The sequence below is a fragment of the Nonomuraea sp. NPDC001831 genome, from assembly GCF_042892035.1.
Taxonomy (GTDB): domain Bacteria; phylum Actinomycetota; class Actinomycetes; order Streptosporangiales; family Streptosporangiaceae; genus Nonomuraea.
The window spans coordinates 1-14,410 of record NZ_JBIATU010000012.1 but is presented as its reverse complement, the minus strand read 5'-3'; the positions used below and the strand labels follow the sequence as shown (position 1 = coordinate 14,410).

The 14,410-nt window shown below is 72.4% G+C and carries 14 protein-coding genes; 4 read left to right on the top strand and 10 right to left on the bottom strand.

The genetic code is table 11. The features are described from left to right. Positions 1-174 precede the first annotated feature (174 nt). Entirely contained in the window at positions 175-1,695 is a 1,521-nt protein-coding gene (locus ACFYYW_RS32480) for an N-acetylmuramoyl-L-alanine amidase (protein WP_387654346.1), read from the bottom strand. A 228-nt stretch (positions 1,696-1,923) separates the two neighbouring features. Between ACFYYW_RS32480 and ACFYYW_RS32475 the strand changes: the two genes are divergently transcribed. Further along, positions 1,924-3,897, top strand: a complete 1,974-nt coding sequence (locus tag ACFYYW_RS32475; RefSeq protein ID WP_387654343.1) for a family 10 glycosylhydrolase — start codon at positions 1,924-1,926, stop codon at positions 3,895-3,897. Between the two features lie 4 nt (positions 3,898-3,901). Here ACFYYW_RS32475 and ACFYYW_RS32470 read toward each other — a convergent pair whose 3' ends face one another. The 3 genes from ACFYYW_RS32470 to ACFYYW_RS32460 all read right to left on the bottom strand — a co-directional run bounded on the left by ACFYYW_RS32470 (position 3,902) and on the right by ACFYYW_RS32460 (position 5,482). Further along, positions 3,902-4,390 carry a cupin domain-containing protein gene (locus ACFYYW_RS32470; RefSeq protein ID WP_352320678.1) on the bottom strand — a complete coding sequence of 163 codons (489 nt, stop codon included), beginning with the start codon at positions 4,388-4,390 and terminating at the stop codon, positions 3,902-3,904. 4 nt (positions 4,391-4,394) lie between these two features. Then, positions 4,395-5,000, bottom strand: coding sequence for a TetR/AcrR family transcriptional regulator (locus ACFYYW_RS32465; protein ID WP_387654340.1), 606 nt, complete (start codon positions 4,998-5,000; stop codon positions 4,395-4,397). A 77-nt stretch (positions 5,001-5,077) separates the two neighbouring features. Continuing rightward, entirely contained in the window at positions 5,078-5,482 is a 405-nt protein-coding gene (locus ACFYYW_RS32460) for an ATP-binding protein (RefSeq protein ID WP_387654337.1), read from the bottom strand. A 119-nt stretch (positions 5,483-5,601) separates the two neighbouring features. On the opposite strand from ACFYYW_RS32460, the gene ACFYYW_RS32455 reads away from it, so the two are divergent. Together ACFYYW_RS32455 and ACFYYW_RS32450 are read left to right on the top strand one after the other, a co-directional pair. After that, positions 5,602-6,450, top strand: a complete 849-nt coding sequence (locus tag ACFYYW_RS32455; RefSeq protein WP_387654334.1) for a Scr1 family TA system antitoxin-like transcriptional regulator — start codon at positions 5,602-5,604, stop codon at positions 6,448-6,450. Beyond that, the gene (locus ACFYYW_RS32450; RefSeq protein ID WP_387654332.1) at positions 6,443-6,661 is read left to right on the top strand and encodes a DUF397 domain-containing protein; all 219 of its coding nucleotides are present in this window, start codon (positions 6,443-6,445) and stop codon (positions 6,659-6,661) included. Before ACFYYW_RS32455 ends, ACFYYW_RS32450 begins: the two co-directional genes overlap by 8 nt. 4 nt (positions 6,662-6,665) lie before the next feature. Here ACFYYW_RS32450 and ACFYYW_RS32445 read toward each other — a convergent pair whose 3' ends face one another. The 6 genes from ACFYYW_RS32445 to ACFYYW_RS32420 are packed head-to-tail and all read right to left on the bottom strand — an operon-like array spanning position 6,666 to position 13,419. Continuing rightward, complete coding sequence (locus tag ACFYYW_RS32445; protein ID WP_387654329.1) at positions 6,666-8,087, bottom strand: pyridoxal phosphate-dependent decarboxylase family protein; 1,422 nt, start codon at positions 8,085-8,087, stop codon at positions 6,666-6,668. Next, positions 8,084-9,436, bottom strand: coding sequence for an MFS transporter (locus ACFYYW_RS32440; protein WP_387654326.1), 1,353 nt, complete (start codon positions 9,434-9,436; stop codon positions 8,084-8,086). Before ACFYYW_RS32440 ends, ACFYYW_RS32445 begins: the two co-directional genes overlap by 4 nt. After that, positions 9,433-10,062, bottom strand: a complete 630-nt coding sequence (locus tag ACFYYW_RS32435) for a TetR/AcrR family transcriptional regulator (RefSeq protein WP_387654323.1) — start codon at positions 10,060-10,062, stop codon at positions 9,433-9,435. The genes ACFYYW_RS32440 and ACFYYW_RS32435 overlap by 4 nt, the downstream gene beginning before the upstream one ends. A gap of 60 nt (positions 10,063-10,122) precedes the next feature. Then, positions 10,123-10,542 (bottom strand): hypothetical protein, encoded by a 420-nt coding sequence (locus ACFYYW_RS32430; RefSeq protein ID WP_387654320.1) that lies wholly within the window; start codon positions 10,540-10,542, stop codon positions 10,123-10,125. Between the two features lie 31 nt (positions 10,543-10,573). Beyond that, entirely contained in the window at positions 10,574-11,230 is a 657-nt protein-coding gene (locus ACFYYW_RS32425) for a response regulator transcription factor (RefSeq protein ID WP_352320660.1), read from the bottom strand. 47 nt (positions 11,231-11,277) lie between these two features. Beyond that, positions 11,278-13,419: a sensor histidine kinase gene (locus tag ACFYYW_RS32420; protein ID WP_387654316.1), complete on the bottom strand. Its 2,142-nt coding sequence runs from the start codon at positions 13,417-13,419 to the stop codon at positions 11,278-11,280. Between the two features lie 141 nt (positions 13,420-13,560). Between ACFYYW_RS32420 and ACFYYW_RS32415 the strand changes: the two genes are divergently transcribed. Further along, positions 13,561-14,205 carry a hypothetical protein gene (locus ACFYYW_RS32415; protein ID WP_387654314.1) on the top strand — a complete coding sequence of 215 codons (645 nt, stop codon included), beginning with the start codon at positions 13,561-13,563 and terminating at the stop codon, positions 14,203-14,205. Positions 14,206-14,410 lie beyond the last annotated feature (205 nt).

Here is a 14,410-nt window from a genome sequence, read left to right as displayed (position 1 = left end):
TCCGTGTAATCGATTACACGGCAGCTTATGAAATCGATTACATGATTGGCAAAGTGAAATGGCTCACACCCCCGGGGGAGAGGGTGTGAGCCGGTTTCGGTGGCTCGGGCCTTCCGGACCTGCCCGGGACCTGCCCGGACCGCGCCCGGACCGCCGCGCCCGGGCCCGGGCCCGTCAGACCTTGCTGATGCGGACCGCGTCGGCGATGACGAGGCCCGTGCCGGCCGTCCACCGGCTGACGCCGACGACGTTGTAGGTGCCGGAGTTCAGCGAGAAGGTGCCGATGCTGCGCCAGCCTCCGCCGCCGGAGCGCTGGTCCACGTAGACGGTCTGGTTGCCGCCCGAGGCCGCCACGATGTACGGCGCCGAGCTGTTGTAGCCCGGGTCCGACGGGTACCAGACCTCGACCTTGTACGTGCCCGCGCTGGGGATCGCGGCCTGGTACCAGGCGGGGTCGCTGGCGGCGACCGGGTCGGAGAAGCGGTAGTCGGCGCCGTAACGCTGGCTGGAGTAGGCGGAGGTGCCCCAGTTGGCGCTGGCGGTGAACTGGCCGGAGGTGGCGTTGTCCACCGTGGTGGACCACGAGGGCGTGCCGCCGCCGGTCACGTAGTTCATGTACGTGGTCCAGTTCCAGTACGGCCCCGGATCGGTGTGGTCGGCCCCGGGAACCTCGTTGTGCCCGATGATGTGGGCGCGGTCCTTCGGGATGCCGTACTTGTCGCAGATGGCCTTGGTCAGGGCCGCCGACGCGCGGTACATGGCGTCGGTGAACCACGAGGACTCGCTGACGTAGCCCTCGTGCTCGATGCCGATCGACCTGGTGTTGTACGTCCAGTTGCCGGCGTGCCAGGCGATGTCCTTCTCGCGCACCATCTGGGTGATGGCGCCGTTGGAGGACTTCACGACGTAGTGCGCCGACACCTGTGCGGCCGAGTTCTGGAACCAGGAGATCGTCCCGGCGTACGAGCCCTGCGTCACGTGGATGACCACGCGGTCGATCGCGTAGCTCGACGGCCGGCTGGAGGCGGTGTAGTTGCTGGAGCTGGCCGGGACCCAGGCGGCCGGGCCGTAGTCGGTGCTGAGCACGCCGACGTCGCCCTGGGCGCTCAGGTCGCGGGCCTTGGCGTAGTCGCCGCGGTCGGCGGTGACCTCCTGGGGCTTGACCGTCACGCCGCGGGCCGTGATGCCGAGGCCGAGCTGCTCGTAGACCGAGTCGGCGTACAGCCGGGCGATCTCCGGCGAGGAGGCGTTGCCGTACTTGGCGACGGCCTGGTACCAGCGGCCGGCGTCCTTGCGGCCGGCGTCGTCGAGGCCGAGCTCGTCGGCGTAGGAGCGGAGCAGGGCGGCGCCGCCGAGGATGTTGGCGGCGTTGTCGGAGCGCAGCTTCTCGACCGGCAGGCTGGTGAGCTGGGCGGCCTTCTCCAGCGCGTGGGTGGTGGGGTTGCTGACCAGGTGCATCAGGCCGTAGCCGCCGCTGGCGCTGGGCTTGCCCTGGTGGTCGTCGAGGTGGGTCTCGGCGTAGGCGAGCGCGACCAGCAGATCGCGGGGTACGTCGCTGGCCGAGGCGGCCTTGGCGAACGCCGCGGGCAGCGCGGGCTCCCGGGCGGCCTGGGCGGCGGGCTGGCCCGCGGTGATCAGGGCGACGGTCAGGGCGGAGGTGGCGAGGGCAGCTAATCGCGTGCGGGCGAGAATCATGGGGGTGCTCCTCGTTGGGGGGTGACGGGTGGAACGCGGGCGCGGGTCCGCGGCCCCGCGTTTGGCCGCCGAATGCGGCCCAAGGTATGTCACCCCTGACACAATGTCGATAATTGACATTACAGACGTGTTAGGTGAAACTTTCCGCCCGCCGACCGGAGGGTGGCCGGAAAGTTGGGCCCCTGAAAACTATTGCGCTCCGCGATCAGGGGACTGAAACTTCCTTTCGTGACCGCGCTCCTGCGTACCGTCCTGGCGGCGCTCACCGCCGCCGTCGTCACCGCTGTCGTCACCGCCGTGGCTCCCGTCCCCGCCTCCGCAGCCCCCACCTCCTCTTCCGCAGCGGCCGCCTGCGCGACCGACCCCGCGACGCCCAAGCGGCAGCTCCGGGCGATGTGGATCTCCTCGGTGGCCAACATCGACTGGCCGAGCCGCACCGGGCTCAGCGTCTCCGCCCAGCAGGCCGAGTTCCGGGCCTGGCTCGACCTGGCCGTCGCCAAGCGCATGAACGCCGTGATCGTGCAGGTCAGGCCGACGGCGGACGCGTTCTGGCCGTCCCCGTACGAGCCGTGGTCGCAATGGCTGACCGGCACCCAGGGGACGAACCCCGGCTACGACCCGCTGGCGTTCATGGTCGGCGAGGCCCACGCGCGGAACCTGGAGTTCCACGCCTGGTTCAACCCGTACCGGGTCGCCAACAACGACGACCCCACCAAGCTGATCTCCACGCACCCCGCGCGGCAGCACCCCGACTGGCGCTTCGCCTACGGCGGGAAGCTCTACTACAACCCGGGCATCCCGGCGGTACGCGACTTCATCGAGGACGCGATCATGGACGCCGTCACCCGCTACGACGTGGACGGCGTGCACCTCGACGACTACTTCTACCCCTATCCCGTCAGCGGCCAGGCCATCCCGGACTCGGCCGCCTACGCCCAGTACGGCGGCGCGTTCCCGAACGTCGCCGACTGGCGGCGCGACAACGTCAACCTGCTCGTCCGCGAGCTCGGCCAGCGCATCCACACCGCCAAGTCGTGGGTGTCGTTCGGGATCAGCCCCTTCGGGATCTGGCGCAACTCCTCGACCGACCCGCTCGGCTCGCGCACCTCCGGCCTCCAGTCCTACGACGCGATCTACGCCGACAGCCGGCAGTGGGTCAAGCAGGGCTGGATCGACTACCTGGCGCCGCAGATCTACTGGCACATCGGCTTCTCGACGGCCGCCTACGAGGTGCTGACCGCGTGGTGGTCGGACGTCGTGCGCGGCACCGGCGTGCAGCTCGTCGTGGGACAGGCCGCCTACCGGGCCGGCGCCGCCGGGCAGGAGGCCGCCTGGCAGGACCCGGCCGAGCTGAGCGACCACCTGTACGACAACAGGAAACATCCCGAGATCGCCGGTGACGTGTACTTCAGCGCCAAGGACGTCAAGGCCGACCGGATCGGGGCGATCACCAAGCTGGTCGCCGACCACTACGCCAAGCCCGCCCTGCTGCCCGCCCGGGGCTCCGCGGCCGCGCCCGCCGCGCCGGTGATCACCGCGGCCACCGCGGGCTCGAACGGCGTCCAGCTCACCTGGACCGGCTCCGGCACGGCGTACGCGGTCTACCGCGTGGCCGGCACCCCGCCCTCGGCCGATCCGTGCTTCTTCGCCGACGCCCGCAACCTGATCGGCACGACCAGGCAGAAGTCCTACACCGACCCCGGCGGCGGGGCGTCCACCTACTACGTGACCGCGCTGAGCAGGACCCACCAGGAGAGCGCGCCGAGCGAGGGCCGGTCGGCGGGCGGCACGGGCGGCTTCAGCGTCGTGATCGACAACGCCGACGCCGGTTTCACCGCCTCCTCCTCCTGGGGCACCTCCAGCTACTCCACCCAGGCCAACGGCGCCGACTACCGCTTCGCCGACCCGGTCGCGGCCAGCGATCCGGCCTGGTTCCGGGCGGCGATCCCGAGCGCGGGCAGCTACCGGGTGGAGGTCTGGTACCCGGCCAACGCGGGCTACAACGGCTCCGCGCCGCACATCGTGGCGGCCTCGGGCGGCAACCAGACGGTCAACGTGGACCAGCGCACCGGCGGCGGCACGTGGCGGGTGCTGGGGACGTACACGCTGGCGGCCGGGACGTACAACGTGGTCGGGGTGAGCCGGTGGACCTCGGCGACCGGCTACGTGATCGCCGACGCCGTGCGCATCACCAAGGTCTGACCCTTCAGGAGCGGGCCTTCGCCCAGGCGGGGCTGTCGATGAAGTGGTTGTCGAAGCGGTCCTGCGAGGCCAGCAGCTCCTCGAGCGTGGCCTCGCCGGCCTTGAGCCGGGCCAGCAGGCGGAAGTACTCGAACCGCTCGACGCCCGGCGTGATGACGATCAGCAGGTCGGCCTCGGCGCCGGGGGCCGCGGCGAAGGCGTGCGCCACGTGGGGCGGCACGACGGCGACGTCGCCCTGCTCCAGGGTGATCACCTCGTCGCCGGCCAGCACCTGCGCCCGGCCGTCGAGGACGTAGAACATCTCGGAGGCGGTGGTGTGGGTGTGCGGCACGGCGCCGTCGGCGCCCTCGCCGAGCGTGATGCGCACGGTGCTCAGGGCGCCGCCGGTGGCGCTGGAGTCGAGGAGCATGCGGCCCGTGCTGGGCGGGCCGCCGATGACCTCGGCGTCGACGGAGCGGATGACGGCGGTGCTGCGGGGGTCGATGAGCGACATGGTGTTATCCGTTCTCGGAGAGGGCGCCGCGGAGTGCTGTCTCCACGAGGCGTTCGGCGTAGGCGCGGTCGACGGGGGAGCCGGTGATCAGGACGCGGTAGTACAGGGCCCCGGCGAGCTGGTCGAACAGGGCCTCCACGTCGAGGTCGGCGCGTAGCTGGCCGCGGTCCCTGGCCCGTTCGAGCAGGGCGCGGGCCAGGGTGTTGCGGCGGGCGTACATCTGCCGCTCCAGCTCGCCGACGTCGGCGTGGCGGGCGGCAGCGGCCACGAGCTCGGCCACCGTGCCCGCCGACCCGTCGTCGTCGCCGGGCGCGCGGCCGGCCGCGCGCATCCGGTTGAGCCCGGCCGCGATCTTCTCCAGGTACGCGGGCAGGTCGCGGCGGATGTCGCCGGTGTCGGTGATCTCGTCGTGGTCCTGGAGCCGGTTGACGACGGCCAGGGCCAGGTGGTCCTTGGTCGGCCAGCGGCGGTAGAGCGTGGTCTTGGCGATGCCGGCCCGCTCGGCGACCTCGTCGGGGGACAGGCCGGCGTAGCCGCGCGCGAGCAGCAGCTCGGTGGCGGCCCTGAGCCCACCCTCGTCGACGTCACTCCTGCGCGGCCGTCCCACCATGCCCTGCCTCCTTTTCGCTACCTGAGTAGCGTAATCCTGGACAGCAGCATTTCGCAACCCGAGTATCGAAACTCCGTTCATCGGGGCAGCAGCGCCCACACCACCCGCTCGCCGGACCTGTCCTGGTAGGTCCCCCATAGTCCTGCGGTCAGCTCGTGCACCAGCCGGAGTCCACGTCCCGACTCGTCCGCGTCCGCCGGCACCCGGGGACGCGGAACCAGGCCGTTCCGGCCCGGATCGGTCACGGCCAGCCGCCAGAACCCCGCCTCCGGGGCGAGGGACAGCCGGACCCACTGTGCCGCCGCGTGCTGCAACGCGTTCGTGACCAGCTCCGAGGCGATCAGCCGCAGGTCGTCCAGGGCGTGGTGATCCGCCCCCAGCCACGCCGCCAGTTCGGTACGCGCCAGTCGGGGCAACATCGCCGGGTCGTCGAGCTCGCCGACCGTCCATACCTTGACGCCCGCATGCAGGGAAAGGGACATGATCACCTCCGGGATGGGCATACAGGCAGAGGTCGCGTGTACGCGGGTTCTCAGGATGCGGTTGATTCGGCTAATCAGCCTCCGGGGTCGGCCGTACAGTTCCTTACAGTGAGTACGCCATGACTCAGCGTGAACGGTTGCGGGAAGGGCGTGACATGCCGAAGGAAGAAGAAGCGGAAGCGTGGGCCGAGTACGCCAGACGCCTGCGTGCCTTCCGTACGGACCACGGCTTGAGCCAGGAACGCCTGGCGGACCGGCTCGCCTACAGCGAGAGCGCGGTCGGGCACGTGGAACGCCTCCTGCGCAAGCCGAGCGAGGACTTCACCCGCGAAGTGGAGAAGGCCCTCGGCCTCAAGGGCCAGTTGACGGAGCTGCTGCCGCAGATCCACGGCGCGCTGGGCCCGCGCTGGTTCCGCGAATGGCCGAAGGTCGAGGCGGCGGCCCACACCATCAGGACGTCCGAACCCCTGCTGATCCCCGGCTTGCTCCAGACGGAGAATTACGCCAGGCGGGTGTTCCTCGGAGCGCCCGGAGCCACAGAGGAGGAAGCTGAGCGGGCCGTGCAGTTCCGTCTCCACAGGCAAGGCGTCTTCACGCACCCCTCCCCTCCCATGTACTCGGCCCTCGTGGACGAGAGCGTCCTGCACCGGCCGGTCGGCGGTCCGGAGGTGATGCGAGAGCAACTCGCCAAGCTGCTCGATGTGCTCAACCCGCCCTATGTCACGCTACGGATCGTCCCGTTGAAGGCGGGGCTCACCGTGGGGTGCCTCGGAGCCTTCGAGGTGGCGACGCTCCTGGACGGAGGACCCGATCACGCCTACCTGGAAAGCGCCGAGGAAGGGCGGGTGACCAATCGCGCCAGTACGGTGCAAGCGCTTATTGTGCGATGGGAGGCCCTGTCCGGCATGGCGTATCCCGTGGACAGGAGCCGCGAGATCATCCGTGAGGTGATGGAGAGCTATGAGTGAGGCGAGCGGTCTCCGTACGGGCGAATGGACCAAGGCCACGGCGTCGGGCGACAACGGCGGGAGCTGTGTCGAGGTGATGCGGAAACCGGATGACGGCGTTCTCGTCAGGGACACCAAGGACCGGGGTGAAGGCCCGGTTCTGGCCTTCACCCGGGACGAATGGCTCGCCTTCCTCGACGGTGCCGCCAAGGGCGAGTTCGACCTGTCCTGATCCGTCAGGAGGCGTACATCACCGACAGGAAGCGGAGCAGGAGGGCTTCCCTGGTCTCGGCGGGGAGGGCGTCGAGGACCGCGTTGACCGTCGCCATCCCCGGCTGGCCAGCCCCCGGGCGTAGGTCCACGCCCACCGAGGCGGCCAGTTCGGCGAAGGTCGCGTCGTCCAGGGCGTCCAGGTCGAGGCCGGCGATCAGTTCGACCAGGCCGTCCGGCACCGCCGCGGGGCCGCGACGGCGGGCCTCCGCAGCCGCCTCCGCGATCACCCGCAGCATCGCCTCCACGCCGTTCAGCGTCACGCCGGTGACCGTGACGTGCAGGTTCGCGGGGATCCCTGCGTAGGAGAGCTGCGGCTGCAGGAACCAGCCGCGTTCGCGGGCCGCGTCGGCCAGCACGAACACGTCGAGGTCGTCCCCGGCGAAGGCCACCAGCGAGGACTCGGGCGCCCCCAGGACCCGCAGGCCGGGGATCGCGGCGATGCCCTCCCTGAGCCGGGCCGCCGCCTTGAGGGTGGCGCGGCCGAGCTCCACGTAGCCCTCCCGGCCGAGCGCCTGGAGCGTGGCCCACGCGCCGCCGAGCGGCCCGGCCGACCTGGAGCTCTGCACGGTGGCGTTGATGATCGTGTAGCCGGGCCAGGCGGCCGAGGCGAAGTACGCCCTGCGCCGCGTCGCCGGGTCGGCGAACAGCACCACCGAGGCGCCCTTCGGCGCGTAGCCGAACTTGTGCAGGTCGCAGGAGAGCGACGTGACCCCCGGCACCGAAAGGTCGAACGGCGGCACGTCGGCCCCCGCCTCCCGCAGCCACGGCAGCAGCCAGCCGCCCACGCACGCGTCCACGTGACAGGCCACGCCCGCCTCGGCCGCCACGGCGGCGACCTGCGCGACCGGGTCGATCACGCCCTGCGGGTACGACGGCGCCGAGACCACCACCAGGACCGTGTCCTCGTCGATCGCCGCCGCGACGTCCTCCACCCGAACCTTGTACGTCTCCAGGTCCACCGGCACGGCCTTGACCCGCAGGCCCAGGTAGTGGGCCGCCTTGTGGAAGGCCGGATGGGCGGTCACCGGCAGCACGAGGTTGGCGCCGGGCCGCCCGGCCGCGTCCCGCGCCGCCTTGACCGCCAGCATGATCGACTCGGTGCCGCCGCTGGTGAAGACGCCGTGGCCGCCGCCGAGCAGGTCGGCGACCGCGCCCACGACCTGCTTCTCCATCTCGACGATGCTCGGGAACGCCGTCGGGTCCAGGCAGTTGACCTCCAGCATCTCGGCGTACGCGCGGGCCGCCGCCTCGTGCACCTCGGGCCGTCCGGTGTCGTAGACGTACGCGGTCACCTGCCCGCCCCGCACCGGCAGGTCGTGCTGTTTCATCCTGGCCACCTCGGACAGCAGGTCCTCGGCGGTTCTTCCGGACAGGGGGAGGGTCACACGGTCTCCTTGGCGGGGGCGGGGTCGAGGGCGAGCCTGCCGTAGCGGACCACGAACGGCAGGCTGATCAGCATGAGCGCGGCGGGCAGCGCGGTGAAGCCGAGCAGCAGCCCGGTCAGCGCGCCGGCCGGCTGGGCGACGGGCGACTCCACGGGCGCGGAGACGAACCCCGACAGCGCCAGGACCAGCGCGAACAGGCCGGGGCCGAGCGCGAGCCCGGCGGTCTCGCCGGCCGTCCACAGGCCGGTGAACGCGCCGGCCTGGGCGTGGCCGGTACGGGCGGCGTCGGCGTGCACGGTGTCGGGCAGCAGCGACAGTGGCAGCAGTTGCAGCGCGGCGTAGCAGACCCCGGCCAGCGCGGTCAGCGCCAGCGTGGCGGCCAGGCTGCCCGCCGCGATGGCGGGGACCAGGGCGAGCGCCACGACGGCGAACCCGGCCGAGGCGGCCAGGTAGCAGCGCACGGTCCCGTACACGCGGGCCAGGCGGGCCCAGGCCGGCACGGCGAGCATGCTCGGGCCCACCAGGCAGACGAACATCACCGAGGTCAGCCCGTAGTCGCCCAGCCGGTACGAGGCCACGTACGGGGCGCCCGCCAGCATCACCGCCACCCCGAGCGCCTGCGTGACGAACGCCGCCAGCAGCGCGAAGAACGGCCGGTTGCCCCGGGCCAGGCGAAAGGCCGCCGCGGGGCCGAGCTGCCGGGGCCCCGGACGCGACGACACCCACCGCGTGCCCAGCGTGGCGGCCACCAGGGCGGCGGCCATGACCAGGCCGATCGCGACGCCCATGACCGCGTACCCCGGCCGGCCGCCGCCCGCCAGGTCCACCACGGCGGGGGCCAGGCCGCCCGCCACCAGGATGCCGACGGTCAGGCAGACCACCCGCCACGACATGACCCTGGTCCGCTCGGCCGGGCTCGCCGACATCTCGGCCGGCAGCGCCACGTACGGCACCTGGAAACTCGCGAAGGCGGTCGCGGCCAGCAGGAACGCCACCCCGGACCAGGCGGCCCCGGAGATGCCGCCCGTGACGCCGCCGGGCACGGCGAACATCAGCGCGAACGTCACCGGCAGCGTGGCCGCGCCCAGCGCCAGCAGCCGCGTCCGGCGGCCGGTGCGCACGGCCTCGCGGTCGCTGGCCGCGCCGACGAGCGGGTTGAGCAGCACGTCCCAGATCTTCGGCGCGACCAGGACGGCCCCCGCGACGGCGGCGGGCACGCCCAGCATGTCGGTCAGGTAGTAGAGCAGCAGCAGGCCGGGCACGGCGGAGAACACGCCGGTGCCGACCGAGCCGACGCCGTAGCCGAGCAGCCGCCCGCGACCGAGCCGGCCGATGTCCGCCGCGGTCATCGCGGGTCGCCGGGGAGGGCGAGGGTGCGGTGGAGGGTGAGGTGGAGGTGGGCGCGGAAGCGGCGCAGCGCGGCCCGGTCGCCCGCGCCCCTGCGGTGGCCCTCGGCGTCGAGCACGCCGCCCTTGGCGAAGCCGTGGATCGACCAGATGACCGTCCACATGGTGTACTCCAGGTCGACCGTGCCGTCGATCACGCCGGCCTCGACCGCCGGGCGCAGCGCGCCGGTGACGGCGGAGACCAGGGGCTGGACGTACTGGCGTTCCAGCTCGGTGATGTCGCTCGCGTCGGAGAGCCAGCGGTGCATCCACAGCGCGGGGATCTCGGGGTTGTCCGCGCAGAAGTCGAGGTAGTCGTCCACCAGGCGGTGGATGGCGGCGACCGGGTCGTCACCGGGCAGACGGGCGAGCGCCTTGTCCAGCGCCGCCTTCTCCGCCCGGTGCGCACGTTCCATGACCGCCAGGTACAGCTCCCGCTTGCCGCCCACGTGGTAGTTGACGGTGGCGATGTTCATCCCCGCCGCGTCGGCGATCTGGCGCGTGGAGGTGCCGTCGTAGCCGAGCGCGGCGAAGAGCTGGGTGGCCGCCTTGAGGATCACAGCCGGCTGTCCGCTGTCGGCAGGTCTCATACGACCGACCGTAGTTCCGTCCCGGGCCGTTGGTCAATCGCTTGATGGAGAGGTTTACGGTCAGTCCGGAGCCCAGTACTTGACGAGGACCTTGTCCAGGTGCGCCACGACCGGCTTCCAAGTAGGAGGCAGCGTGTAGCGGGTGACGCGGTGGCCCTTGTACGCCAGCGTGTAGCTGAGGAAGTCCGCGCCCTGCGGCGGGCGTTCGGAGCGGCCGATCTTCAGTTTCCTGAGGTAGCCGCGCAGTTGGCGCTCCTCCTTGGCCGTGAGGCACTTGGCCACCACGGGCCCGGTACGGCGGCTGAGCCGCACGCAGCCGTCGGTGTAGACCGTCACGCGGTTCAGCAGCCCCGCGAAGCCGCCCTCTTCGCGCAGGTCGACCAGCACCTTCCGCTGCGTGGTCACCGCCTCGGCGGGCAGCGCGGAGGCCGTGACGGCCAGCGCGAGCGCCGGCAGAAGCACGATTCGCCAGATCTTCATACCTCTATGACGTACGGGAGCTCCGAACGGCTCACTTCCCGAGCCCCGCGTCGCGGGCGCGGACGATGGCCTCGGCCCGGTCGGCGACGTGGAGCTTGGCGAAGATGTTGGAGACGTTGTTGCGCACGGTCTTCGGCGACAGGAACAGGGCCGAGGCGATCTGCGCGTTCGAGCGGCCGGCCGCCACCAGCGACAGGATCTCCCGCTCGCGCGGCGTGAGCTGCGGGAAGACCGGGTCGCCGGAGGCTGCGGCGGCCCCCTGGAAGAACTCGGCGACGCGCAGCGCCACCGCCGGGCCGAAGATCGCCTCGCCGTGCGCGACCGCGGTGATCGCCCGGACGATCTCGCCCTGGCCCGCGCCCTTGAGCAGGTAGCCGCGGGCCCCCGCGCGCATCGCGGCGAACAGCGTGGCGTCCTCCTCCGACATGGTCAGCACGACGACCGCGACGTGCGGGCTGTCGGCCACGATCCGCCTGGTGGCCTCGATGCCGTCGAGCCCCGGCATGCGGACGTCCATCACCACGACGTCCGGCTGGAGGTCGGCGGCGCGCTCGACCGCCTCGGGGCCGTCGGCGGCGGTGCCGGCCACCTCGATGCCCGGGATCGAGCCCAGCAGCAGCGCGAGCCCGTCGCGGTAGACCGGGTGGTCGTCGGCCAGCAGGACCCTGATCGGCTCCTGGTCAGACATCGGCCGCCTCCACCCGTGTCGGCTCCCGGCTGGACATCGGCTCCCGGCTAGACATCGGCGGCCTCCACCCGCAGCGGCAGGCGGGCCAGGACCAGGGTGCCGCCGCCGGGCGGGCAGCTCACCCGGCAGTCGCCGCCCAGCTCGGCCGCGCGCTCGCGCAGCGAGAGCATGCCCACGCCCGCCGCCACGTCGGGGCCGATGCCCGAGCCGTCGTCGCGTACCGACACCTCAAGCGCCCCCTCCCGCGCGGTGAGCGTGATGTCGCAGCGTGCCGCGCCCGCGTGCCTGGCCACGTTGGCCAGCGCTTCGGACACGATACGGTAGGCCGCCACCTCCACCGCCGCGGGCAGCGCCCCCAGCGTCCCCGGCGTCCCCGGCGTCCCCGGCGTCCCTAGCGTTCCCGGCGCTTCCGGCGGGCCGTCGCCGGTGACGCGGACGTCCAGGGCGGCCGTGCGGAACCGGCCGGCCTGCTGCTCGATCGCGCGCAGCAGGCCCAGCTCGTCGAGCGCGGGCGGGCGCAGGTCGTGGACCAGCCTGCGCACGTCCGCCAGCACCCCGCCGACCTCGGCGGCCGTCTGCTCCAGGATGCGGTCGGCCTGCTCGGGCGCGCCGGCGGCCAGGTTGCGGGCCGCCTCGATGCGCAGCGCCACCGCGCCCAGGCTCGGGCCGAGCCCGTCGTGCAGGTCGCGCCGGAGCCTGCGGCGCTCCTCCTCGCGGGCCAGCACCAGCCGGGCGCGGATGCGCTGCAGGTCGGTGCTCAGCTCGACGGCCCGCGCCGCGGCGGCGGCCTGGCGGACGAGGTCGCCGAGCAGCCGCTGGTCCCGCTCGGTCAGATCGGTACGGCACAACACCAGCCGCCCCACGGTCTCGCCCCGGTAGGCCACGGGCAACGACACCGACGGCCCGCGCGGCGACCCGTGCTCCACCACGGAACGTTCGCCGCCCGGCCGCTCGATCTCCACCCGCACGTAGGCCAGCCGGAACGCCTCCGCCAGCGTCGTGGCCACCGCCAGCAGCTGCTCGTCCGGGTCCGTGGCCAGCTCCAGCCGCTCGGCCAGCGTCGAGACCGCGGCGTACGGGTCGTCCCTGGAGCCGCGCACCAGCCTGTGCACCGCCCGCCAGAGCCAGGTGCGCAGCGGGGCGTACAGGACGGCGACGATCGCGATGGCGGCCAGGGCCGAGTCCCGTTCCCCGAGGACGCTGCCCACGAGCGTGAACACCACCACGTCCATGACCACCACGAGCGCGGCCAGCAGGCCGTAGGCCACGGTGGCCGACAGCAACCGGTCGATGTCGTACAGGCGGTACTTGGTCACCGCCACCACCACGGCCGCGGCGGTGAACGCGATGGCCAGCGTCAGCAGCGCCGCCGGGATCTGCGGGGACAACGACAGCGGCAGCAGGAGCACGATCATGTCGACCAGCGCGGCCCACATCAACCAGCGGATCTGGGCCCGCCGCTCGGCGTCGGCGACCACGTACCTGCGCACCATCGACGCGAAAGGCACCACCAGGCTCACCAGGACGGACGCGTACGCCAGCGCAAGCGCCGGCTCCCAGAACCCGTACGGCAGGTCCACGGACAGGAAGTCGAGGCCGAGCCGCGCGATCTCCGGCGGCATCGCCCGGTCGTGGTAGCGCTCCATCACCGCTGTCGGCGCGGTCACCAGCAGGGCCGTGAGCAGCCCGGTCAGCACGAGGCTCGTCACCGACAACGCGCGCCACACCCGCCCCGGCGGCAGCCGGCCGTCCGGGAACAGCAGGATCAGCAGCGGCAGCCCGAGCAGCAGCGATGCCCCGAACCGCGAGTAGGACCAGTACGCCGCCGCGGCCCCCGGCAGGCCGGGCGAGACGTAGGCGGCGTACGTCGCCCAGCTCCCCGTCAGCCCGTCCAGCAGCCACAGCAGCCCGAACACCGCCAGGACCCAGGCCACCGGATGCCGCGGCAGCCGGCGCAGCAGCAGCGCGCCGGGGACGAGCTGCGCCAGCCCGGTCAGCGCGGCCGGCCACCCGGCCTCCAGCTCGGACGCGGGGGGCAACCGCACGTCCGAGGCGGCCACGTCCAGCGCCACCGTGGCGACCGCGATCCCGGCCCCGGCCACGGCGACCCCGACGGCCCACCACCCGCGCGCCGCGGCGGCGGGGGACGTCGCTGCCGCCAGAGGGGCGGAAGGTCCGGTTTGTGTCACGGGACGTATTACACCCGACGCCGTGTCCTGGTGTCCCGGGACAGGGGTCCCGTCGGAGGCGGGACCGGTGGCTCTGCCGGCCCGGGGCGGCCCGCCGGAAACCTGGAGGCACGACATCCCCGCAAGGAGAGAGGACCTCCCGTGGACGGCAAGATCACCACCACCCCGGCCAGGGCCCGCACCGACGTGCCCGCCGGCCCGCCCCCGACCGCAGACGCCGCCCTGGCCCCGGCCGCCGTCCGCAGGCTCGGTCTCGCGCTGAGCGCCGGCACGCTCGCCTGGACCGCCAGCATCTTCGTCTACGGCACGCAGGCCCAGGGGTTCGGCGAGCGGGTCGGCGACCTGACCGGCCTGCTCTTCCAGCTCGGCCTCTTCGCCCTGCTCGCCGTGCAGATCCCGACCCGCGCGACGGGCACGTCCGGCTTCGCCAGGATGATGCTCAAGGTCGAGCTGGTGCTGCTCGGGGTGGCCAGTGTCTGGTCCCTGCTGCACGGCGTCCTGCCCGACGACCTCCAGGACGGGCCGGTGATGCAGGTGCTCGACGTGTTCTGGCCGGTGTCCATGCTGGGCATGATGGCCATCGGCATCAAGATCGCCTTCGCCGGGCGCTGGCGCGGGGCGCTGCGGTGGTGGCCGCTCGTCGCCGAGAGCTGGGCCGTGGTGACGGTGCCGGCGTACATCGTGTTCGGCGAGTCGATCTCGAACTGGATCGGCGGCTTCCACCTGATCGTCGGGTACGCCACCCTCGGCGCGCTGCTCGCACTGCGTCCGCGGCTGACCTCCTAGATCGCTGATGTGAAATTCGGTGATCGGCTGCGGGCATGACGAAGGGCGTCCATGGTCGGTGTGTGAAGACTGACCTAGACGCCCTTCTGATCGCACTCTATGTGTATCTTGACGATCACGTGATGCCTTCGCGGGAACGACCTCGCCGGCGGGGCCGTCCTCCGGTGCTGACAGCCGCCGAGGCGGTGGTCGTGGCGGTGGCCCA